The organism is Acidovorax sp. HMWF029 (assembly GCF_003060895.1).
In the GTDB taxonomy this organism is placed as follows: Bacteria; Pseudomonadota; Gammaproteobacteria; order Burkholderiales; family Burkholderiaceae_C; genus Acidovorax.
This window is the reverse complement of record NZ_QAIH01000225.1, coordinates 12309-34916: the sequence shown is the minus strand read 5'-3', so window position 1 is coordinate 34916 and position 22608 is coordinate 12309. Positions and strand designations below refer to the sequence as shown.

General features: G+C 65.1%; 19 protein-coding genes and 1 tRNA gene. 8 read left to right on the top strand and 12 right to left on the bottom strand.

Translation table 11 applies throughout. The annotated features are described in order from the left end of the window. Positions 1-85 precede the first annotated feature (85 nt). From DBR12_RS15870 to DBR12_RS15830, 9 genes are all read right to left on the bottom strand, one after another. Positions 86-173 (bottom strand) — tRNA-Ser (locus DBR12_RS15870). A 19-nt stretch (positions 174-192) separates the two neighbouring features. Beyond that, positions 193-876 carry an urease accessory protein UreG gene (gene ureG, locus DBR12_RS15865; protein WP_108618144.1) on the bottom strand — a complete coding sequence of 228 codons (684 nt, stop codon included), beginning with the start codon at positions 874-876 and terminating at the stop codon, positions 193-195. Further along, complete coding sequence (locus DBR12_RS15860; RefSeq protein WP_108618143.1) at positions 873-1583, bottom strand: urease accessory protein UreF; 711 nt, start codon at positions 1581-1583, stop codon at positions 873-875. The genes ureG and DBR12_RS15860 overlap by 4 nt, the downstream gene beginning before the upstream one ends. 9 nt (positions 1584-1592) lie before the next feature. After that, the gene (ureE, locus tag DBR12_RS15855) at positions 1593-2264 is read right to left on the bottom strand and encodes an urease accessory protein UreE (RefSeq protein WP_108618142.1); all 672 of its coding nucleotides are present in this window, start codon (positions 2262-2264) and stop codon (positions 1593-1595) included. Between the two features lie 70 nt (positions 2265-2334). Beyond that, a complete protein-coding gene (locus DBR12_RS15850; RefSeq protein ID WP_369861612.1) occupies positions 2335-2823 on the bottom strand; it encodes a GNAT family N-acetyltransferase in 489 nt (162 codons plus the stop codon). A gap of 11 nt (positions 2824-2834) precedes the next feature. Continuing rightward, the gene (ureC, locus tag DBR12_RS15845; RefSeq protein ID WP_108618141.1) at positions 2835-4553 is read right to left on the bottom strand and encodes an urease subunit alpha; all 1719 of its coding nucleotides are present in this window, start codon (positions 4551-4553) and stop codon (positions 2835-2837) included. Between the two features lie 94 nt (positions 4554-4647). Beyond that, positions 4648-4953: an urease subunit beta gene (locus tag DBR12_RS15840; RefSeq protein WP_108618140.1), complete on the bottom strand. Its 306-nt coding sequence runs from the start codon at positions 4951-4953 to the stop codon at positions 4648-4650. 169 nt (positions 4954-5122) lie between these two features. Next, a complete protein-coding gene (locus DBR12_RS15835) occupies positions 5123-5737 on the bottom strand; it encodes a HupE/UreJ family protein (RefSeq protein WP_108618139.1) in 615 nt (204 codons plus the stop codon). Positions 5738-5767: 30 nt separating this feature from the next. Next, the gene (locus tag DBR12_RS15830) at positions 5768-6070 is read right to left on the bottom strand and encodes an urease subunit gamma (protein WP_044397060.1); all 303 of its coding nucleotides are present in this window, start codon (positions 6068-6070) and stop codon (positions 5768-5770) included. Positions 6071-6219: 149 nt separating this feature from the next. Between DBR12_RS15830 and DBR12_RS15825 the strand changes: the two genes are divergently transcribed. Beyond that, complete coding sequence (locus DBR12_RS15825) at positions 6220-9828, top strand: ATP-binding protein (protein ID WP_108618138.1); 3609 nt, start codon at positions 6220-6222, stop codon at positions 9826-9828. Next, positions 9828-10898 (top strand): response regulator, encoded by a 1071-nt coding sequence (locus DBR12_RS15820; protein WP_108618137.1) that lies wholly within the window; start codon positions 9828-9830, stop codon positions 10896-10898. Before DBR12_RS15825 ends, DBR12_RS15820 begins: the two co-directional genes overlap by 1 nt. Positions 10899-11033: 135 nt before the next feature. Here DBR12_RS15820 and DBR12_RS15815 read toward each other — a convergent pair whose 3' ends face one another. After that, positions 11034-11720, bottom strand: coding sequence for a DUF3334 family protein (locus tag DBR12_RS15815; protein WP_108618296.1), 687 nt, complete (start codon positions 11718-11720; stop codon positions 11034-11036). Positions 11721-11913: 193 nt separating this feature from the next. Between DBR12_RS15815 and DBR12_RS15810 the strand changes: the two genes are divergently transcribed. After that, positions 11914-13098, top strand: coding sequence for a DUF917 family protein (locus DBR12_RS15810; RefSeq protein WP_108618136.1), 1185 nt, complete (start codon positions 11914-11916; stop codon positions 13096-13098). A 95-nt stretch (positions 13099-13193) separates the two neighbouring features. Further along, positions 13194-14234 carry a sensor domain-containing diguanylate cyclase gene (locus DBR12_RS15805; RefSeq protein ID WP_108618295.1) on the top strand — a complete coding sequence of 347 codons (1041 nt, stop codon included), beginning with the start codon at positions 13194-13196 and terminating at the stop codon, positions 14232-14234. 9 nt (positions 14235-14243) lie between these two features. Here the strand turns inward: DBR12_RS15805 and DBR12_RS15800 are convergent, their stop codons facing one another. Together DBR12_RS15800 and DBR12_RS15795 are read right to left on the bottom strand one after the other, a co-directional pair. After that, the gene (locus tag DBR12_RS15800) at positions 14244-14708 is read right to left on the bottom strand and encodes a (2Fe-2S)-binding protein (RefSeq protein ID WP_108618135.1); all 465 of its coding nucleotides are present in this window, start codon (positions 14706-14708) and stop codon (positions 14244-14246) included. 19 nt (positions 14709-14727) lie between these two features. After that, positions 14728-16998 carry a xanthine dehydrogenase family protein molybdopterin-binding subunit gene (locus DBR12_RS15795; protein WP_108618134.1) on the bottom strand — a complete coding sequence of 757 codons (2271 nt, stop codon included), beginning with the start codon at positions 16996-16998 and terminating at the stop codon, positions 14728-14730. A 358-nt stretch (positions 16999-17356) separates the two neighbouring features. On the opposite strand from DBR12_RS15795, the gene urtA reads away from it, so the two are divergent. From urtA to urtD, 4 genes are all read left to right on the top strand, one after another. Then, on the top strand, positions 17357-18619 hold the full coding sequence (gene urtA / locus DBR12_RS15790; RefSeq protein ID WP_108618133.1) for an urea ABC transporter substrate-binding protein: 1263 nt from the start codon (positions 17357-17359) through the stop codon (positions 18617-18619). A 158-nt stretch (positions 18620-18777) separates the two neighbouring features. Then, on the top strand, positions 18778-20361 hold the full coding sequence (gene urtB / locus DBR12_RS15780; RefSeq protein ID WP_108618132.1) for an urea ABC transporter permease subunit UrtB: 1584 nt from the start codon (positions 18778-18780) through the stop codon (positions 20359-20361). 140 nt (positions 20362-20501) lie between these two features. Further along, positions 20502-21620: an urea ABC transporter permease subunit UrtC gene (gene urtC / locus DBR12_RS15775; protein WP_108618131.1), complete on the top strand. Its 1119-nt coding sequence runs from the start codon at positions 20502-20504 to the stop codon at positions 21618-21620. Next, a complete protein-coding gene (urtD, locus tag DBR12_RS15770) occupies positions 21617-22492 on the top strand; it encodes an urea ABC transporter ATP-binding protein UrtD (RefSeq protein WP_108618130.1) in 876 nt (291 codons plus the stop codon). Before urtC ends, urtD begins: the two co-directional genes overlap by 4 nt. The last annotated feature ends 116 nt before the right edge of the window (positions 22493-22608 follow it).

Below are 22608 nucleotides of genomic sequence, written 5' to 3'. Positions count from 1 at the left end.
GCACTGCCAGTGCCGCCCGTGAGCAGGGACGGGGGTGCGGTTCGGAAAACAAAACGGGCCGTAGAGGCCCGTTTGCTGCATGTTCTGGCGGAGACTGTGAGATTCGAACTCACGGACGGTTGCCCGTCGGCAGTTTTCAAGACTGCTGGTTTAAACCACTCACCCAAGTCTCCAAGTGTGGAGGCGCGAATTCTAGCCGACTGCGGGGGCTGATTTTTTTTGCAGCATGCCCCGGGTCTCGATGAACTTCACCACGTCGGCCACGCCCGCCAGGGTTTTGAGGTTGGTCATCACAAACGGCTTGAGGCCCTGGGCGTTGGAGCGCATGCGGGTGGTGTCGGCGTGCATCACATCCAGGTTGGCGCCCACATGCGGAGCTAGGTCGGTCTTGTTGATGATGAAAAGGTCGCTCTTGGTGATGCCGGGGCCGCCCTTGCGGGGGATTTTTTCGCCGGCGGCCACATCGATGACGTAGATGGTGAGGTCGCTCAGCTCGGGGCTGAAGGTGGCGGCCAGGTTGTCGCCGCCGCTTTCCACAAACACGATGTCGGCGTTGGGGAACTCGCCCAGCATGCGGTCGATGGCTTCGAGGTTGATGGAGCAATCCTCGCGGATGGCGGTGTGGGGGCAGCCGCCGGTTTCCACACCCAAGATACGCTCGGCGGGCAGGGCGCCGCTCACGGTCAGCAGGCGCTGGTCTTCCTTGGTGTAGATGTCGTTGGTGATGGCAATGAGGTCGTAGTCATCGCGCATGGTCTTGCACAGCATCTCCAGCAAGGTGGTCTTGCCGGAGCCGACGGGGCCGCCGATGCCCACGCGCAAAGGCGGCAGGTTTTTGGTGCGGTTCGGGATGTGGTGCAGATTGCTTGTGGTCATGATCTGAAGAGGCGGGAGTATTGGGTTTCGTGCTGCGCCGAGAGGATGGCCAGCATGGGCGTAAAGGCCTGGCGCTCGCTGTCCATCAGGCTGGCAGCGTGGTCTGCGGCCAGTGGAATGGCGTTGGCCAGCCGGGCCAGGATGCGCTGGCCCGCACTTTGGCCCAGTTGCATGGATTTAAGGGCTGCCTGCACCATGTTCTCGGCCCAGCCGAAGGCGTAGGCCAGCAGCACCTCGCGCACGCTGGCCAGGGTGGGCGATGCGGCCAGCGCAAACGCCACGGGGTAGGTGGGGGGCAGGGCGGCGAGGTGGCGCACGGCGGGCATCAGGGCCTCGTCACCCTGGTGCTGGTTGCGCAGCCAGTCCGCCATCGATCGGCCCATTTGCTCGGTTTGCAGGCGCAGCTCGCTGGTTTCGCGGGTGTGCAGGACCCAGTCGTTGAGTTCGCGCACATGCGCCCAGTCAGCGCGCCGCCAGGCACCCACGGCCTTGGCGATGAGGGCCATGTCGCCGCGCGCCTGGGTGATGTGGAGCTGGTCCAGCAGCCAGTCGCCCACGGCGGCTTCGCTGGCGAGGCCTGCGTTTTCAATGGCGCTTTCCAGCCCCTCGGAATACGAGAACCCCCCCACGGGCAATGCGGGCGAGGCCAGCCACATCAGCTGCAAGAAGCTGGCGGCGGGCAGCGGCGTGGGGCGGTCCAGGCGCATGTGGGGGGCTCAGTGGTCGTGGTTGCAGTTGGGGCCGTGCACGTGCCCTTGGGCCACCACGGGGATAGACAGGGTGCGGCCACGGGCTGGAGGTGTGGTCGCAGCCGGTGTATCGGTGTGGGTGTGCCCATGGTCATGGTCATGGTTATGCGCGTGTCCATGGTCGTGATCATGGTCGTGATCATGATTGTGGCCATGACCTCCATGGTGGTGCCCACCGCCATGCCCTGCAGCGTAAGCGCCACCTTCGGGCTCAAACGGCAGGTTCTGCGCCTTCACGATGAGGTGCATCGCGCGCAGCATGTCGGCCAGCACATGGTCGGGCTCGATCTTGAGGTGGTCGGGCTGCAGCTCGATGGGCACGTGGCGGTTGCCCAGGTGGTAGGCGGCACGGGTCAGGTCAAACGGGGTGCCGTGGTTTTGGCAGTGCGTGATGACCAGCACCGGCTGCGGGGCGGCGATGACGCGCACCATGGAGCCGTCTTCTGCCACCAGCACATCACCGCCGCGCACCAGCGTGCCACGGGGCAAGAAGATGCCAAGCTCGCGCCCGGCAGAGTCAGTGGCAGCAAAACGGCTCTTCTGGCGCACATCCCAATCCAGCTCGATGGTGGTGGCGCGCTTGACGAGCACGGGTGCAAGGCCCTTGCCTTGGGGGATGAGTTTGGAGGCTTGGATCATGGGGTATGGGGTTCCAGCGGGCAAATGACGCATTGTCGGCCAGGGGTGTAACCCTGCTGGACGGCCTGGGTTACAGCGTGCGGGTCATAAAGAAACTGTAGGGGTCGGGGCCGTAGCCAGCAAACGGGCCACATTCGACAAAGCCGTGCTGGAAATACAGTCTGCGCGCCGGTTCGAAGAAGGCCTGTGGGCCCGTCTCCAGACTTACGCGGGAAAAGCCACGTGCGCGGGCTGTCTCCAGCAAGTGGCTCAGCAGCTGGCGGGCGATGCCGCGTCCCCGGTGGCGGGCACTTGTACGCATGGACTTGAGCTCTGCATGATTCGCGTCCAGCTGCTTGAGCGCTCCTGTGCCCACCAGCATGTCGCCATCTGCCCCGGGCAGCCAGGCTGACCAGAAGGCGATGTCGGGCTGGCGCAGCTGGTCCATGTCCAGTGCGTGCACACTTTCGGGCGGTGACACCGCGTACATGTCTTGCAGGTGCTCCTGCATGAAGGCTTCGATGCGCGGGTCGCTCAGGTCGTCCCGGCGGACGTCCAGCTCTTGCTGCAAGGCATTCACGGCGCGTGGCCTCAGAACAAAAAGTAGCGCTGCGCCATGGGCAACACCGTGGCGGGCTCACAGGTGAGCAGCTGGCCATCGGCGCGCACGGTGTAGGTTTGCGCGTCGATTTCCATCTTGGGCGTGTAGCTGTTGTGCACCATGTGCTGCTTGCGCACGCTGCGGATGTTGCGCACCGCGCTCAAGGTTTTGCGCAGGCCAAAGCGTTCGCCAATGCCCGCGTTCAGCCCCGCTTGCGACACAAAGGTCAGCGAGGTTTTGGCCACGGCCCCGCCAAATGCGCCGAACATGGGGCGGTAGTGCACCGGCTGCGGTGTGGGGATGGACGCATTGGGGTCGCCCATGGCAGCCATGGCGATGAGCCCGCCTTTCAAAATCAGCGCGGGCTTCACACCAAAGAACGCGGGTTTCCAGATCACGATATCGGCCCACTTGCCGACTTCGAGCGAGCCCACCTCGTGGGCAATGCCGTGCGCAATGGCGGGGTTGATCGTGTACTTTGCCACGTAGCGCTTGATGCGCGTGTTGTCGTTGCGGGCGGTGTCGCCAGCCAGGCTGCCGCGCTGCACCTTCATCTTGTGCGCCGTCTGCCAGGTGCGCAGGATGACCTCGCCCACGCGGCCCATGGCCTGGCTGTCGCTGCTCATCATGCTGATGGCGCCCAGGTCGTGCAGGATGTCTTCTGCCGCAATCGTCTCTTTGCGGATGCGGCTTTCGGCAAAGGCCAGGTCTTCGGCAATGCTGGCGTCGAGGTGGTGGCACACCATGAGCATGTCCACATGCTCATCGAGCGTGTTGTGCGTGTAGGGCATGGTGGGGTTGGTGGACGATGGCAGGAAGTTGTCCTCACCCACCACGCGCAGGATGTCCGGCGCGTGCCCGCCGCCTGCGCCTTCGGTGTGGAAGGCGCAGATGCCGCGCCCGGCCACGGCGGCGATGGTGTTCTCCACAAAGCCCGATTCGTTGAGCGTGTCAGAGTGAATGGCGACCTGCGTGTCCGTCTCGTCCGCCACATCCAGGCAGTTGCTGATGGCCGATGGCGTGGTGCCCCAGTCTTCGTGCAGCTTGAGGCCAATGGCGCCCGCGTTGATCTGCTCGTGCAGCGCATCGGGCAGGCTGGCGTTGCCCTTGCCCAAAAAGCCCAGGTTCATGGGGAAGGCGTCTGCCGCCTGCAGCATGCGCTCCATGTTGAAGGGGCCGGAGGTGCAGGTGGTGGCCAGCGTGCCCGTGGCGGGGCCTGTGCCGCCGCCCAGCATGGTGGTCACGCCGCTGGCCAGGGCCTCTTCGACCTGCTGCGGGCAGATGAAGTGGATGTGGCTGTCGATGCCGCCTGCGGTGACGATGTTGCCCTCGCAGCTGATGACCTCGGTGCCGGGGCCGATGACGATGTCCACGCCCGGCTGCGTGTCGGGGTTGCCCGCCTTGCCGATAGCGGCGATGCGGCCAGCGCGCAGGCCAATGTCGGCCTTGAAGATGCCGGTGTGGTCAATGACGAGGGCATTGGTCAGCACGGTGTCCACTGCGCCTTGTGCGTTGGTGCGCTGGCTTTGCGCCATGCCGTCGCGGATGGTTTTGCCGCCGCCAAACTTCACTTCTTCGCCGTAGCTGCCCGCGCGCAGCGTGTAGTCGGCCTCAACTTCCAGGAGGAGTTCGGTGTCGGCCAGACGCAGGCGGTCGCCCACCGTGGGGCCGAACATTTCGGCGTAGGCGCGTCGTCCAATGGTTGCCATGGTGTGGGTGCTCCGCGAAACGGGTGATTACTATGTTTTTGATAGCTGCTCGCGCTGATGGGATGAGCGCAGAGGGCTTTTTTTGCTTGATTTTTTAGAGTGCGCCCTGTGTCAGGCCCTGAAAGCCGAACACCTGGCGCTCGCCCGCGTAGTCCACCAGCTCCACGGTGCGCTCCTGGCCGGGCTCAAAGCGCACGGCCGTGCCCGACGCAATGTTCAGCCGCATGCCGCGTGCGGCAGCGCGGTCAAAGCCCAGGGCGTTGTTGGTCTCGGCAAAGTGGTAGTGCGAGCCGACCTGGATGGGGCGGTCGCCGGTGTTGCGCACCACCAGCGTGAGTGTGCGGCGGCCGGTGTTGAGCGCGTGCTCGCCGGGTTCGGTGAAGAGTTCGCCTGGGATCATGGTTGGTCATCCTGGGTGGGGGTTACTCCCTCTCCCCAGGTGGGAGAGGGCCGGGGAGAGGGGGCGGTGGATGTGAGCGCTGTGCCCGCCCAGCCCCCTCTCCCCAACCCCTCTCCCGCGAGGGGAGAGGGGCTTGTGGGCTTGTCAAACAGGGTGCAGGTTGCAGTCATCACGCCATTTGCAGCAGCAGCGCACCGCCGAACGCCGCCACGCCCGCACCGGCGGCGCGCGCCAGCCACGCTGGGCGGTGGCGCAGTGCCCAGCCCGCCGCCAGGCCCGCGCCATGCAGCAGCACGGTAGCCGCCAGCATGCCCGCCAGGGTTTGCCAGGCGCTGTCGTCGCCAGCCAGTTCGTAGCCGTGCGCTACACCGTGAAAGACGGCAAACACACCCGCACCCAGAGCCGCCACCAGCCCGGGCACGCGCAGGCGCGACACCACGAGCAGGCCGGTGACCAGCAGCGAGGCAGCAATCATCGGCTCTACCGCAGGCAGTGCCACACCCTGCAGGCCCAGCACGGCACCCGCCAGCAGCATGGCCGCAAAGCCCACGGGGCCCCACAGCAGGTCGCGCCCGGCGCTGCGCGCGGCCAGCGCGCTCCACAGCCCCACGGCCACCATGGCAGCCAGGTGGTCCAGGCCGAACAGCGGGTGGGCAAAGCCGCTCAGAAAACTGTTGTGGATATGGGATTCAGCACCTGTATGGGCGCTGGCGCCTGTGCTGATTGCGCTGGCAGCTATGAAAAGAAGAGCTGCTGTGTGGCGGTTTGAGAGGGCGATGCGCATGGGGGCTCCACGGAGAAGAGGGAAAAGAGGTCAGACGATTGGCTGGTGCACGGTGACAAGCTTCGTGCCGTCGGGGAAGGTGGCCTCGACCTGGATGTCCGGAATCATCTCGGCGATGCCCTCCATCACATCGGCGCGGGTCAGCACCGTGCGGCCTTCGCTCATGAGCTGGGCCACCGTCTTGCCATCGCGCGCGCCCTCCATCACGGCGGCGCTGATCAGGGCCACGGCCTCGGGGTAGTTGAGCTTCAGGCCCCGGGCCTTGCGGCGTTCGGCCAGCAGGGCGGCGGTAAAGATCAGCAGCTTGTCTTTTTCTCTGGGGGTGAGTTCCATGGTGTACCGGGGTGATCTGGTGGAAGCGAGCCCATCATAGGCAGCAAGCCCCGTGCCCGCCATACGCCAGAGGGCGAAGGTGCGCGGGATGTGAAAGGGATCCGTGGCATGGAAACTGCACTTGCAAGGGCTGCTGCCACCCTTTGCCCATGCCTTCCTCCACCCCCTCCCTTGCACCGACCGATGCGGTCTCCGCACCAGTGTTGCGGCCGGATGCCGACGCGCAGGCGCCGCAGCAGGTGGTGAAGGTCCGGCGTGACTACAACAGCTGGGTGGCCACCGAGACCATGGAGGACTACGCGCTGCGCTACACGCCCCAGCGTTTTCGCAAGTGGTCCGAGTGGCGGGTGGCCAACACGGCGTTCGGTGCCGCGTCGTTCCTGATCCTCGAAGCCGTGGGCGCCACGCTGCTGGTGCAGTACGGCTTCATCAACGCGTTCTGGGCCATCGTGGCCACGGGGCTCATCATCTTTCTGGCGGGGCTGCCCATCAGCGTGTACGCCGCGCGCTATGGGGTGGATATGGACCTGCTGACGCGCGGCGCGGGCTTTGGCTATATCGGCTCCACGCTCACCTCGCTCATCTACGCCAGCTTCACCTTCATCTTCTTTGCGCTCGAAGCCGCTGTGATGGCCTATGCGCTGGAGTTGGCGCTCGACATTCCGCCCACCTTGGGCTACCTCATCTGCGCCATGGTGGTGATTCCGCTGGTCACACACGGTGTCTCGGTCATCAGCCGCCTGCAAATGTGGACACAGCCCTTGTGGCTGGTGATGCTGGTGGTGCCGTTTGTCTATGTGCTGGTGAGCGATCCTGGTGCGTTTTCCGGGGTGGTGCACTACGGTGGTGAATCCATGCGCGGCGCCACCTTCCAGTTGCCCTTGTTTGGTGCGGCGCTCACCGTGGGGATTGCGCTCATTACCCAGATGGGGGAGCAGGCCGACTACCTGCGTTTCATGCCCGCATCCACCCCCGCCACGCGCGGGCGCTGGTGGCTGGGCGTGCTGGTGGGTGGGCCAGGCTGGGTGGTGCTGGGTGTGCTCAAGATGCTGGGCGGCGCGCTGCTGGCCTGGCTGGCGCTCACCCACATGGTGCCTGCCGAGCGTGCGGTGGACCCTAACCAGATGTACCTGGTGGCGTATGAATATGTCTTCCCGCACTACGGCTGGGCGGTGGCGGCCACCGCGCTGTTTGTGGTGATCTCGCAGATGAAGATCAACGTGACCAACGCCTACGCGGGCTCTCTGGCATGGTCCAACTTCTTCTCGCGCCTCACGCACAGCCACCCGGGGCGGGTGGTGTGGGTGGTGTTCAACACGCTGATTGCCTTCATGCTGATGGAGATGAACGTGTTCCGCGCCATGGGCGAGGTGCTGGGGCTGTATTCCAACATCGCCATCGCCTGGATCATGGCCGTGGTGGCCGACCTGGTCATCAACAAGCCGCTGGGTCTGTCGCCCAAGGGCATTGAGTTCAAGCGGGCGCACCTGTACGACATTAACCCGGTGGGTGTGGGGGCGATGGCGCTGGCATCCATCGTCTCCATCAGCGCCCACCTGGGGGTGTTCGGCCCGCTGCCGCAGGCGTTCTCTGCCGTGATTGCGATGGCGGTGGCCTTTGTGACGGCGCCGCTGATCGCCTGGGCCACGCGCGGCAAGTACTACATCGCCAGGCAGAGCGCACCCGTGGCCGTTCCCATGGCGGGCCCCGTGCCTGGCGCGCGGGCCGCCGATGTTTGCAGCTACCAGCGCCTGGTGGTGCAGCGCTGCGTGGTGTGCGAGCGCGAATACGAGGCCCCCGACATGGCCCAGTGCCCAGCCTACCGGGGGGCAATCTGCTCGCTGTGCTGCACGCTCGATGCGCGCTGTGGCGACCTGTGCAAGCCCCACGCGAGCATGGCAGTGCAATGGTCTGCCGCGCTGCGCTGGGTGTTGCCGCGCGCCATCTGGCGCTATTTGGACACGGGCCTGGGGCATTTTTTGCTGCTGATGCTGGTGATTGCGCCGCTGCTGGCCTCGGTGATGGGGCTGCTGTACCACCAGGAGCTCAACACCATCGCCCAGGCGGCCACCGACACCGAGGTGATGGCAGCCCCCGAAGTGGCACTGCGCTCGGGCCTGCTCAAGGCCTATCTGGCGCTGCTGGTGATCTCGGGCATCGTGGCGTGGTGGCTGGTGCTGGCGCACAAGAGCCGGCAGGTGGCGCAAGAGGAATCCAACCGCCAAACGGGCCTTTTGGTGCGCGAGATCGAACTGCACCGCCAAACCGACGAGGCCCTGCAAACCGCCCGCAGCGTGGCCGAGCAAGCCCGCCAGGTGGCTGAAGAAGCCAAGCGCGCCGCCGACCAGGCCAACCAGGCCAAGAGCCGCTACATCAGCGCCATCAGCCACGAGATCCGCACACCGCTCAACTCCATCCTGGGCTACGCGCAGCTGATGGGCGAGGACGCGGGCGTGCCGCCCCACCGCAAGCAGGCAGTGCACGTGATCCGCCGTGGTGGCGAGCATTTGTTGTCGCTCATCGAGGGCACGCTCGACATTGCGCGCATCGAATCCGGCAAACTCACGCTCGACGTGACGCCCATGCGCTTTGCCGATGGCCTGCACGAGATGGCCAGCCTGTTTGAACTGCAGGCCGCGGCCAAGGGCCTGGCGTTCACGTTCGACGTGCAAGGAGTGATCCCGGAAGTGGTGCGTGCCGACGACAAGCGCCTGCGCCAGATCCTCATCAACCTGCTGGGCAATGCCGTCAAGTTCACCGCGCAGGGCACCGTCACCTTGCGTGTGCGCTATGCCCGCGAGATGGCGCGCATCGAGGTGCAGGACACGGGGCCGGGCCTCACGTCCGAGGAGATCGAGCGCATCTTCGAGCCCTTTGCGCGCGGCGGCTCGGGTGGTGGCAGCACCGCAGCTGCGCCGGGCGCGGGCCTGGGCCTGACCATCGCCAAGATGCTCACCGCGCTCATGGGCGGCGAGCTCACGGTGACCAGCCAGCCCGGCGTGGGCTCGGTGTTCCATGTCAAGCTCTTCCTGCCCGAAGTGCATGGGGATGTGCTGGGCAAGGCAGCGCCGCCCGTGGCGGTGCAAGCCCAGCGCGCGCGCAGGGGCTATGCGGGCGAGCGCCGCCGCATTCTGGTGGTAGACAACGAAGAACCCGACCGCGAGCTGCTGGTGCAGCTGCTGGAGCCCCTGGGCTTTGAGCTGCGGCAGGCCGCCAGTGGGCACGACGCGCTGGACTTGCTTGCCACCGGCTACCGACCCCACGCCATCTTCATGGACCTGGCCATGCCGGGCATCGACGGGTGGGAGACCTTGCGGCGTGTGCGGCAGATGCGGTTGCAGGGTGTCCACTGCGCCATCGTCTCCGCCAATGCCTTTGACAAGGCGCTCGACAACGACGTGGACATCCGCCCCGAAGACTTCATCGTCAAGCCCGTGCGCCACAGCGAGCTGCTGGACTGGCTGGAGCGCCGCCTGGGCCTGCAGTGGCAATACGACGAGGCCATCACGGCTCCCGCAGGCGCTGAACCCGCCGTGGCGTCCGCGGCGCCAGCACCCCTCACTTACCCCGATGCCGCTGCGTTGCTGGCTCTCGCGCAGGCAGTGTCCTTGGGCTACTACCGGGGCATTCTCAACACGCTGGACGACATTGAACGCAGTCAGCCCGCGCACAGCGCTTTTGTCGGCACCATGCGGCAACTGGCCAAACAATTCCAGTTCGATGCCATGGGCCAGATCCTGGAGCAGGCGCCTTCGTGATGAATACCCCCGTACCTCCTACCCTTGTGACCCCGGCCCCCCCCGGCACGGCGCTGGACCGCAGCGACAGCGACGTGGTGCTGATCGTGGACGACGTGCCCGACAACCTGGCTGTGCTGCACGACGCGCTCGACGAGTCCGGCTACACCGTGCTGGTGGCCACACACGGCGAGGCGGCCCTGCAGCGCGCCGCGCAGGCCTTGCCCGACATTGTTTTGCTCGATGCCATGATGCCCGGCATGGACGGCTTTGAAGTCGCCCGGCGCCTCAAAGCCTCGCCCGCCACGGCGCACATCCCCATCATCTTCATGACGGGCCTGACCGAGACCGAGCACCTGGTGGCCGCGCTGGAGGCCGGTGGCATCGACTACGTGACCAAGCCCATCAAGCCGCGCGAGGTGATGGCAAGGATGGGCGTGCACCTGGGCGCAGCCCGCAAGGCCCGGCAGGAGGCCCGCCAGGCCCGCGAGGCCCGCAATGCGCTCGATGCGTTCGGCTACGCCAGCATCACCGTGCGCGCCGTGGACGGCCGCATCGTGTGGCAAACCCCGCTGGCGCGCGAGCTGCTGCAAAGCTACTTTGGCGAAGTGGGGCCCGATGGAACACCCACCGCGTTCGGGCAGTGGGCGCCCGAGTCCGTGCAGGCCTGGCTGCGCCGCCATGTGCTGGCCGACAACGCCGCCGAGCTGCTGGCCGCATCCCTGGCCGAGCCGCCCCGCCTAGCGGTGGAGCAGGGCGCGCGCCGCCTCACCTTCCGCCTGCACCAGCAGGCGGGCGACAGCGCGGGGGGCGGCGACTGGCTCATCGTGATGCGCGAGGTGTCCGACGCAAAAATCATCGAATCCATGAGCCTGTCCTTCAAGCTCACGGCGCGCGAGGCCGAGGTGCTGTACTGGGTGGTCAAGGGCAAGATCAACCGCGACATCGGCGACATCCTGGGCGCCAGCCCCGCCACCGTGAAGAAGCACCTGGAGCGCGTGTTTGCCAAGCTGGGGGTGGAAACACGCACCGCCGCTGCGGCCATGGCGATGAACCGCATCCGACAGCTGCATCCGCAGTTTGAGGGGTAATTTCGGAGCTTTTTTGGCCTCTCCCGCCTGACAGGAAAGGGTTTTTAGCTATCAATTTTGATGTTTTGGGCCCGGGCAATGGGCGGCACCTGCGCCCCCCATCTGTGCCCCGCGCGACCCTGGGGTCGCCAGCGCTTACATCCCGAGCGACTTGAGCAGCGCGTCGGTGTCGTCCTGCCCGGCGGGTGGTGGCGCGGGCACCGGGGGGCCCTCCTGCGACTGGGCCATCAGGGCGTCGGGGTCCGGGGCTTCCTGGGCCTCGAAGTCGTAGAGCTTGATGAACTCGGTGCGGTCAATCGCCAGTTCCAGGTAGAAGATGTTGTTGTTGGCCGTGTAGAAGGTCACGCGCCGTGCCTCGGGCTTGTCGAGGTTGGCATCCACGCTCAGCTGCACCTGCTTGTTCAGCACCAGCATCTTGGGCTGGTTCTGGGTGATGTGGGTCTGCAGCTCGCGCCGCACCTTGCCGGTGAAGTCGCCCACCACCTGGTTCATCAGCTCGCCCATCACGTTGCTGACCTCGTCCGACGTGTAGGAGCTGACCAGATCGTCCTTGGACATGCCCATGTTCAGCAGGTAGTTGGCGTACAGCTCCATGGCCGCCTGGCCAGTGAAATTGATGATCACCAGCCCAGAAAAGCCGCCATCAAACAATACAAAACAGCCAATTTCGGGCCGCAGGCAGGTTTTGCTGATGCGCTGGACCATGCCTGAATAGTGGATCTGGCTGTGGGTGGCCACGCCCAGCACGCGGGTGACGGAGTTGCACAGGCTGATCAAGAGGTCTTCGGTGCTGTAGACGGTGGATTTTTCGGAGGTGCTCATGGTGTGGTGTGGCAATCGGCCAGAAAACATCTTGGTGCACAGCATAGGCGATGAAGCGCCAGGAAACCAGAGTGTTGGCCCTGCCGTGGCATGCGCCGCCACCCGGTTCGGGGGGGGGGCACAACGTCAATTGACTTTCGACCCGGCTTGCGTATCGTGCTCCAACCATCAACATGAAGAGGGCGCGCGCGAGATGGGTAATGTTTATTTCTATGGCCTGACCGATTTTCAGGCGATTGCCACTGGTGCGGCTGTTCTGGCCAGCGGCGGTGGCGGTAGCTACCACGACGCCTGCACCATAGTGCAGCAGCTGGCAGACCAGGGCTACACGGGCACGGTACAGGTGCAGGACTACGACGGCGCCACCAACGCCTGTGTGCTGGCCATCATGGGCTCGCCCGATGCGGCCGACAACCTCACCCTGACGGCGGTGCAGAACTCCATCAGCAACACCGTTGCCGTGCTGCAGGCATATACCGGCATGCAGCCGGGCGCCTTCATTCCGGTGGAGATCGGGCCCATCAATTCGCTGGTGCCACTGATCGGCGCCGCCATGTCGGGCGGCAGCATCTGGGTGGTCAATGGCGACGGCGCGGGCCGGGCTGTGCCCGAGTTGCCCCAGACCACATTCACCGCCCCTTCCGGGCCAGCGCCAAGCCCTGCTGTGCTGGCCAGCGATGCCTCCACGCTCGTGGCGGCGGAATATGCGGTGCTGGGCTCCGCCACGGCATCGGGCATCGAGTCGCTGGCGGGCGGTGTGGTGGGCGGTTTTGGCGGGTACTCGGGCATTGCCATGTGGCCCTCTAACGCTGGCAACCAGTTCGCGTTGTCGGGCAGCTACATCCCGGGCACGCTGGAGCAGGCACGCCAGCTGGGCCTGCAGCTCTTGCAGGCGGTCACGCCGCTGAGCACCCAGGCCGTGGCGGCGGGCATAGAGGAGATTACGGGCCGCGCCGCGCGTGCCGTGGTCAGCAACTTCTACATCACCTCGGTCACCCAGTCCACCTCCAGTGCGTCGCTGGACTCGGGCATCATCCGGCTGGACAATGCGCCGGACCCGGCCCAGAGCACCGAAACGCACTACCTCTACAACCTCAACGAGAACCTGATCATGTATTCGGCGGCGAGCACCACCCCCGACATCATTGCACCCGACTCGATCTGCTACTACTCCGAGAGCACGGGGCGCGGGTTTTCGAACGCCAGCGACGACCTAGCACAGTATTTTGATGCTGCCTTGGGCCGCAGCACGGGCAACACGGTGAGCGTGATCGCGGTGCAGACCGCCCCCCAGCTCTACAACACCCCCGGCGTGGTGGCGTCGTTTGCTGCGCTGTTGCGCAACATTGGCTACGCAGGTGGCATGCCCCCGGCCTGAACCTGGGTGCAAGACGAAAACCCGAAGCCTGGCACTTGGCACCTTGCACCTTGCGCAATGAAAGAAATGGAACGCTGTGAAAAATGGCCACGGGTATGGGTGACGTAGACCTGAACAAGGAGCGGCTTGAACTGGCCCTGGAGGCTGCGGGGCTGGACCTGTGGGAGAACGATCTCATCACTGGCAACGTCACGCGCAAGGCCACCAAGACCTTCGAGGAGCTGGGTTTCACCGAGGAGGAAATTGTCTCGGGCGTGCAGGACATCTATAGCCTGTTCCACCCCGACGACATTGACACCGTGCGCCAGGCCGTGGCCGACCACCTGACGGGCGTCACGCCGCAGTACCGCTGCGAGTTCCGTCTGCGTTCCAAAAGCGGTGAGTGGGTCTGGTTCGCCAACTACGGGCGCGTCATGGACGGCCACACGGCTACGCCGGGCAAACGCTTGATCGGGGTCACGTTCAATATCCACGACCGCAAGTGCCGCGAGACCGAGATCGCCCAGATCAACCAGCAGCTCAGCGAGCAGAACCGCCTGCTACAGCAGCTCAACACCGCGCTGGAGCGTTTGGCCGCCAACGACTCGCTCACCGGCCTTTCCAACCGCCGCTCGCTGATGGAGCTCGGTGCCAAGGAGTACAAGCGCACGGAGCGGTTTGGGCGCCCGCTGTCTCTGCTTGTGGTGGACATCGACCTGTTCAAGGCGGTCAACGATGCCTATGGCCACCTGGCGGGCGACCGCGTGATTTGCGCCGTGGCCCAGGCCTGCACGGCGCGCAAACGCAGTGGCGTAGACATCGTGGCGCGGTTTGGGGGCGAGGAGTTTGTCATCGTGCTGCCGGAGACCGATGGCCCGAGCGCACTGCGTGTGGCCGAAACGCTGCGCCGGGACGTTGAGGCCCTGCGCGTGGCGGTGGGCGACGCGGGGCAGGACGTGGCGGTCACCGTCAGCATCGGCGTGGCCACCCTGCACAAGGGCTCGGGGTTCGACTTTGAAGAACTCGTGAACCGTGCCGACAAGGCCCTCTACCAGGCCAAGGGCACAGGTCGCAACGCCGTGTACGTTGCTGATGCACAGACCGATGACGGCAGCATGGCTGCACCGAAGCAGCTGGACCTGGGCGAGGGAATCTAGGACAGATTTCTAGCCCTGGCGCGGTGTCTGGGCCGCCTGGTGGATGGCCGCCCGGATGCGCGGGTAGGTGCCGCAGCGGCACGCGTTGCCACCCATCGCCGCGTCAATGTCGGCATCGCTGGGCTTCGGCGTTTTCTTGAGCAGCGCGCAGGCCGACATCAACTGCCCGCTCTGGCAGTAGCCGCACTGGGCTACGTCCACCGCCGTCCACGCCGCGCGCAGGGCCGTGGCTTCAGGGCCTTGCAGGCCCTCGATGGTGGTCACATTGGCATCGCCGACGGCCGACAGGGGCGTGATGCAGGCGCGCACAGGCTCGCCGTTCAGGTGCACGGTGCAGGCGCCGCACAGCGCCATGCCACAGCCAAATTTGGTGCCGTTCATGTGCAATTCGCCACGCAGTACCCACAGCAGCGGGGTGTCGGGCTCAGCGGTGACGGAGACGGCTTTGCCGTTGATACGCAGGGTGGTGGACATGGTGGTTCCTTGAGTCGGTTCACGCCAGCTTCAGGGGCAGGGCGCGCAGGCGCTGGCCCGTCAGTGCAAACAGGGCGTTGGCCACCGCAGGTGCAATGGGTGGCACGCCGGGCTCGCCCACGCCTTCCGGGGGCTCGGCGCTGTTGATGATGTGTGTCTCCACACGCGGGCAGTCGGCCATGCGCAGCAGCGGTACGTCGTGGAAATTGCTCTGCTGCACCTGCCCGTCTTTCAGGGTGATCTCGCCATAGAGTGCCGCCGTGAGGCCAAACACCACGGCGCTTTCCATCTGCTGCGCGATCAGGTTGGGGTTGATGGCCGCGCCGCAGTCGATCACACATACCACGCGGTGCACGCGGATGGCCTTGTCTGCCCCCACCGACACTTCGGCCACCTGCGCCACGATGGAGCCGAACGACTGGTGCAGCGCCACACCGCGCGCACGCAGCTCCCCCGCCGCGCCCGGAGCCATCGGCTGGCCCCAGCCTGCCAGTTCTGCCGCCTTTTGCAGCACCTTGAGGTGGCGCGGGTGCTTTTGCAGCAGCGCAGCGCGGAAGGCCACGGGGTCCTTCTTGGCTGCGTGGGCGGCTTCGTCCACAAAACATTCCTTGAAGAACGCCTGGTGCGAATGCCCCACCGAACGCCAGAAGCCCACGGGCAGCGGCACATCGATGATCTCGTGCGCAATGCGCGCATGGGGCCATTCGTAGGGCTGGTCGAATGCGCCCTCGGATGTCGTCTTGTCGGGCCCCGCGCCCGGCAGCCCGAACGTGCGCGCCAGCACCTGCGGCACGATGGCCTGGCCCACCGACAGGTTGTGCCAGGCCACCAGCTGGCCCTGTGCGTCAAAGCCCGCCTTGAAGCGCGCCATGCACGCTGGGCGGTAGAAGTCGTGTTGCGTGTCCTGCTCGCGGCTCCACAGTGTCTGCACAGGCGCCCCGTTGGCGGCCATGGCAATGGCGGCGGCCTGGCCTACATAGTCCACCTCCAGCCGCCGGCCAAAGCCGCCGCCCAGCAGCAGCTGGTGCACGGTCACTTTTTCTTCGTCAATGCCGAGCGCCTTGGCCGCTGCCATTCGCGCGAGGCCCGGCACCTGGGTCGATGTCCACACCTGGGCGGCGCCGTCTTTGAATTGCGCGGTGCAGTTGATGGGCTCCAGCGCCGCGTGGGCCAGATAGGGCGCGCGGTAGTCGGCGGTGATGCTGCTGGCGGCGCCCTGCATGGCCTGGTCCACATCGCCAGCGCTGTGGTAGCCAAAACCCTTGGTCTGGTCGAGCGCCTGGGCCAGCTGTGCCATCACGGCCTCGCTCGACAGCGTGGCGGCGGGGCCGTGGTCCCACTCCACGGTGACGGTGGCCGCCGCCTTCTTGGCGTGCCAGGGCGTGTCGGCAATCACGGCCACGCCACCGGTGCCTCCATGGTGGGGCGCCACGGCCAGCACATGTTTGACTCCGGGCAATTTCTGGGCAGCAGCGGCGTCAAAGCGGACCACCTTGCCGCCCCGGGTGGGGCACATCACCACGCTGGCGTGCAGCAGGCCGGGTGGGTTGGCGTCGATGCCGAACGCGGCACTCCCGTCGAGCTTGCTGGGTGCCTCGATGCGTGTGAGCGGCTTGCCGATGAGCTTGAACTGCGCGGGCTCCTTCAGCGCCACCTTGCCCGGCATGGGCTGCTGCGCGGCCAGCGCAGCGAGTTCGCCAAACGTGGCACGCTTGCCTGCGGCGTGCTCCACCCAACCTGCGTTGGCAGTGCACTCGGCGGCCTGCACCTTCCACTGCGCGGCGGCGGCGCGGATCAGCATGGCACGCGCATGGGCCCCGGCCTCACGCATGGGCAGCCACAGATCCTTGATGCTGCTGGAGCCGCCCGTCATCATCACGCCCACCTCGCGCATGGTCTTGGCCGTGAGCCAGCCTGCCACGGCCTTGATCGATCCATCGTTGTCGGGGTGGAAGGGCAGCCCGTCCACCACCGTGGCCAGGTTGTTGTAGATGTCATCGATGGGGGCCATCTCCAGCCGCACCTGGGCCCAGTCGGCGTCCAGCTCCTCGGCCAGGATGGCGGCCAGGCCGGTGTGTGCGCCCTGGCCCATTTCGGACTTGGCCATCATCACCGTCACGGTGTTATCGGCGCTGACCTTGAGCCAGCCATTGAGCGTGGCCTGGCCCGGCGCGGCGGGCAGCGGGTCAGCGGTGTGCAGGCGCTGGCGCGGGGGCATCACTCCCCAGCCAATGACCAGCGCTCCCGCTGTAGCGGCGCCGCCAAGCAGCACTGTGCGTCGTTTCACCATGGGTTGGATCCTTTTTGGCTGAGCGTGGGCTGTGGCCGCCATCGTAGACGGGGCGGGCATTTCCCACCGGGCTCTGTGGTTGCGGGGATTTTGAATGTTTTTGGCCGCCTCCGCGCATCTGGTATGCCCTAATAGCTATTAAATACATAGCGTTTCGCCTACCCGACACAAATGCGGCCTGCGGGCCGCGCCCGTCGACGGCGACACCTGCGTGTACGCCACCCGGCGTATTTCCCAAGCAGGCCATGCTCTCCAGAATCCATTCCATCGCCCGATCCACTGGGGCCCTACACCGGGGCCCAACGAGCGAAGCGGTTTGATTGATTCCCTGATTGAAACCACCACCGGAGAAGCACACATGCAACGTCGTTATTCCCTCAAGGCCCTCGCGGCTGTCGCTACGCTCGCTGGCCTGTCTGCACTGCCAGCCCACGCCCAGGACACGATCAAGGTCGGCATCCTGCACAGCCTCTCGGGCACCATGGCCATCTCTGAGACCGTGCTGAAAGACACCGTGCTGATGGCGATCGATGAGATCAATGCCAAGGGCGGCTTGCTGGGCAAGAAACTCGAACCCGTGGTGGTGGACCCCGCCTCCAACTGGCCCCTGTTTGCGGAAAAAACCAAGCAGTTGCTGGGTCAGGACAAGGTCTCTGTCATCTTTGGCTGCTGGACCTCGGTGTCGCGCAAGTCGGTGCTGCCTGTGGTCGAAGAAATGAATGGCCTGCTGTTCTACCCCGTGCAGTACGAGGGCGAAGAGCTGTCCAAGAACGTGTTCTACACCGGCGCTGCACCTAACCAGCAAGCCATCCCTGCGGTGGATTACCTGATGAGCAAGGACGGCGGCGGTGCCAAGCGCTGGGTGCTGCTGGGCACCGACTATGTGTACCCCCGCACGACCAACAAGATCCTGCGCGCCTACCTCAAGTCCAAGGGCGTGAAGGATTCGGATATCGACGAGAAGTACACACCGTTTGGCCACTCTGACTACCAGACCATCGTGGCCGACATCAAGAAGTTCAGCCAGGGCGGCAAGACGGCGGTGGTGTCCACCATCAACGGTGACTCCAACGTGCCTTTCTACAAGGAACTCGGCAACGCAGGCCTGAAGGCCAAGGACGTGCCTGTGGTGGCCTTCAGCGTGGGTGAGGAAGAACTGCGCGGCGTCGATACCAAGCCGCTGGTGGGCCACCTGGCTGCCTGGAACTACTTCCAGTCCATCAAGAACCCTGAAAACACCGCCTTCATCAAGAAGTGGAGCGACTACGCCAAGGCCAAGAACATCGCGGGCCACAAGGACAAGCCGCTCACCAACGACCCGATGGAAGCCACCTACATCGGCGTGAACATGTGGGCCCAGGCCGTAGCCAAGGCCAAGAGCACCGAGACCGACAAGGTGATCGCCGCCATGGCAGGCCAGACCTTCAAGGCACCGAGCGGCATCGTCAGCAAGATGGACGAGAAGAACCACCACCTGCACAAGAGCGTGTTCATCGGCGAGATCAAGGCCGATGGTCAGTTCAATGTGGTCTGGAAGACCCCTGGCCCTGTGAAGGCCAAGCCATGGAGCCCGTACATCGAAGGCAATGACAAGAAGAAGGACGAGCCCGAGAAGAAGTGACACCCCCCTGAGGCGCTAGCGCGCCTTCACCCCCTCTCTCACGCTGGTGCGTGGGAGGGGGGACGCCGCCAGCGCGGCGGGGCGGCCCTTGCGCGGCGGCTCTCGCCTTCGCATCGCGCCTGCGCGGCGGCCCACTGCGACTTCAAAGAGCCTCCGTCATGCATTCCTCCATTTTTTCTCGTCTGATCGCCTGCGCTCTGCTGTGTGCAACTGCGCAGGCATACGCACTTACCGCCGAGCAGGCCCTGGCGATGGCCGCTGGCGAGACTGACGACCGCGTGGCTGCCGTGCAGCAAGCTGTGGTGGAGCCCAGCGAACGCACCGCCGTCTTTTTGCAGGCGCTGGCCGATGATGCGGTGAAGGTCGCCGCAGGCAAGGCCCTGATCATGCAGGGCGACAAGGGCATCGACCCGGTGACCGGCGCCGAGGTGCCCGTGCCCCAGGACGCCGAAGACATCATCAACAACAACCGCATGCGCGGCGAGATCGACACCGCCCTGGCGGGCCTGGCGTTGTTTGGCAAGGACGAAGCCCAGCGCATGGCCGCCGCCAAGGCGCTGACCAAGGAGCCTGACGCAGGCCGCCTGCCATTGCTGGACAAAGCCCTGGCGCAGGAAACCAACGACAAGATCAAAACCCAGCTTCAGCTGGCCCGCGCGGCCACGCTGCTGGGCAGTGAAGACGCCTCGCAGCGCATCGCCGCCGCGCAGGCGCTGTCGCTCAGCGCTACACCCGACACACGGTTACTGCTCAACGAACGCGTCAGCGTCGAAGAAGACGCCAAGGTCAAGGCCGCCCTGCAGGCCGCACTGGGCGCCATCGACGGCAAGCTGGCCTGGGGTGAGCGCCTGGGCGCAGCGTTCTCGGGCATCAGTCTGGGTTCCATCCTGCTGCTCGTCGCCTTGGGTCTGGCCATTACCTACGGCCTCATGGGCGTCATCAACATGGCCCATGGCGAGTTGATGATGATTGGCGCCTACGCCACCTATGTGGTGCAGGGCATCTTTCAAAAGTATTTTCCGGGCGCGTTCGACTGGTATCTGGTGGCAGCGCTGCCGCTGGCGTTTGGCGCTGCCGCTGCCGTGGGCGCGGTGCTGGAGCGTGGCGTGCTGCGCTTTCTGTATGGCCGCCCGCTGGAGACGTTGCTGGCCACCTGGGGTATCAGCCTGGTGCTGATGCAACTGGTGCGCACGATTTTTGGTGCGCAGAACGTGGGGGTAGAAAACCCCTCGTGGATGAGCGGTGGCGTGCAGGTGCTCTCCAACCTCACGCTGCCTTACAACCGGCTCGTCATCATCGGCTTTGCGATTGCGGTGCTGCTGGGCATGGGCTACCTGATTGCCCGCACGCGCCTGGGTTTGTTTGTGCGTGGCGTCACGCAAAACCGCCCCATTGCCTCGTGCATGGGCGTCAACACCGCACGCATCGACACCATGGCCTTCGCACTGGGTTCAGGCATTGCGGGCCTGGCGGGCTGCGCGCTGAGCCAGGTGGGCAATGTGGGGCCCGACCTGGGCCAGAGCTACATCGTCGATGCCTTCATGGTGGTGGTGCTGGGCGGTGTCGGCCAACTGGCGGGCACGGTGTATGCCGCGCTGGGCCTGGGCATTCTCAACAAGTTCCTCGAAGGCTGGGCGGGCGCAGTGCTGGCCAAGATTGCGGTGCTGGTGTTCATCATCATCTTCATCCAGAAGCGGCCCCAGGGCATCTTCGCGATGAAAGGCCGGAGTGCTGAAGCATGAGTGCCACCCCTGATTCTTCAACCTCTCTGCGCCCCGCGCAGTCCGTTCAGGCTGAGCCTGTCGAAGCCCTGCGCAGCACTTCGACAAGCTCAGTGCGAACGGACGGAGGCACACATTCATCCGAATCCCAAGGCCGTTCCGTGACACAGCCCTCTCTCACCTTGCCCGCACCCGCGCCGCTGCTCACACGCGGCGGCTGGTCGGCTTTCATCGTGGCGCTCATCGTGGTGTGCGCCGTTGCCCCCGTGCTCAACCTGTGGGTGCCCGCAGGCAGCATGTTCCACCTGAGTGACTACGCCGTGGCGCTGCTCGGCAAGATCATGTGCTACGCCATCTGCGCGCTGGCAATGGACTTGATCTGGGGCTACACCGGCATTCTGAGTCTGGGCCACGGCCTGTTCTTTGCGCTGGGGGGCTACGTGATGGGCATGTACCTCATGCGCCAGATTGGGCGCGACGGCAACTACAAGAGCGACCTGCCCGACTTCATGGTGTTCCTGGACTGGAAGGAACTGCCCTGGCACTGGGCGCTGTCTGACAGCTTCATCGCTACGCTGATTCTCATCGTGGCGGTGCCGGGTGTGATTGCGTTCGTGTTCGGCTACTTCGCCTTCCGCTCGCGCATCAAGGGCGTGTACTTCTCCATCATCACCCAGGCCATGACGTATGCGGCCATGCTGCTGTTCTTCCGCAACGAAACCGGCTTTGGCGGCAACAACGGCTTCACCGACTTCAAACGCATCCTGGGCATGCCCATTGCCACGCAGAACATGCGCATGACGTTGTTTGTGCTCACCGGGCTGGCGCTGCTCGGCTTCTTTTTGCTGGCGCGCTGGCTGGTTCGCAGCAAGTTTGGCCGCGTGCTGCAGGCCGTGCGCGATGCGGAGAGCCGCGTCATGTTCTCTGGCTACTCGCCACTGCCCTACAAGCTCACCATCTGGACCATCAGCGCCATGATGTGCGGCGTGGCTGGCGCACTGTATGTGCCGCAGGTCGGCATCATCAACCCCGGCGAGATGAGTGCCGCCAACTCCATCGAGATCGCCGTATGGGCGGCGGTGGGTGGGCGTGCCACGCTGATCGGGCCTATCGTGGGGGCGTTCATCGTCAACGGGGCCAAGAGCTGGCTCACGGTGACGGCGCCAGAGTTCTGGCTGTACTTCTTGGGTGCGCTGTTCATTGCCGTCACGCTGTTCTTGCCGAATGGTGTCGTGGGCCTGGTCAAGAAGTTGAAGGACAAGAAGGGAGCTGCGCAATGACGCCCGATTTGATGGAAGAGGGCGCACGGCGCATCGAGGCCAAGCTGGCGCCTGCGCCGGTGGGGCAAACCGAGTCTGGCGGCCGCGCCGCAGGCTTCTCGCGCATCGCCACACCGGGCGAAGTGGACGTGACCCATGGCCGCATCCTGTACCTGGAAGATGTGCACGTGAGCTTTGACGGCTTCAAGGCCATCAACGGCCTGAGCCTGGACATCGCCCCTGGCGAGCTGCGCTGCATCATCGGCCCCAATGGTGCGGGCAAGACGACGATGATGGACATCATCACCGGCAAGACCCGGCCGCAAAAAGGCTCGGTGTTCTTCGGCTCCACCATCGACCTTCTGCGCCACAACGAGCCCGAGATTGCCAGCCTGGGGATAGGCCGCAAGTTCCAGAAGCCCACGGTGTTCGAGCAGCTCAGCGTGTTCGAGAACCTGGAGCTGGCGCTCAAAACCCACAAGGGCGTGAAGTCGAGCATGTTCTTCAAGCTCGACTCCGCGCAGTCGGACCGGCTGGCGGAGGTGTTGCACACCATTCACCTAGCGGGCAGCGTGACGCGCCAGGCGGGCAATCTGAGCCACGGGCAAAAGCAGTGGCTGGAGATTGGCATGCTGCTGATGCAAGACCCCAAGCTTTTGCTGCTGGACGAGCCGGTGGCGGGCATGACGGACGACGAGACCGCGCGCACGGCAGAACTGTTCCTCACCCTCAAGGGCAAGCATTCGCTGATGGTGGTGGAGCACGACATGGGCTTCATCCGCACGATTTCGGAGAAGGTGACGGTGCTGTGCGATGGCTCCGTGCTGGCCGAGGGCACGCTCGATCAGGTGCAGGCGGATGAGCGGGTGATTGAGGTTTATCTTGGGCGGTGATGGTGCTTTGCCGCGTCGCCTTCTCACTTAGCATCACAACACCCTTCCCTGTGGCTAAAGAATGCTCCTAAATAGATAGCTGAAAGAGCTTGCTAGACAGGCGCAAACGGCCAAAA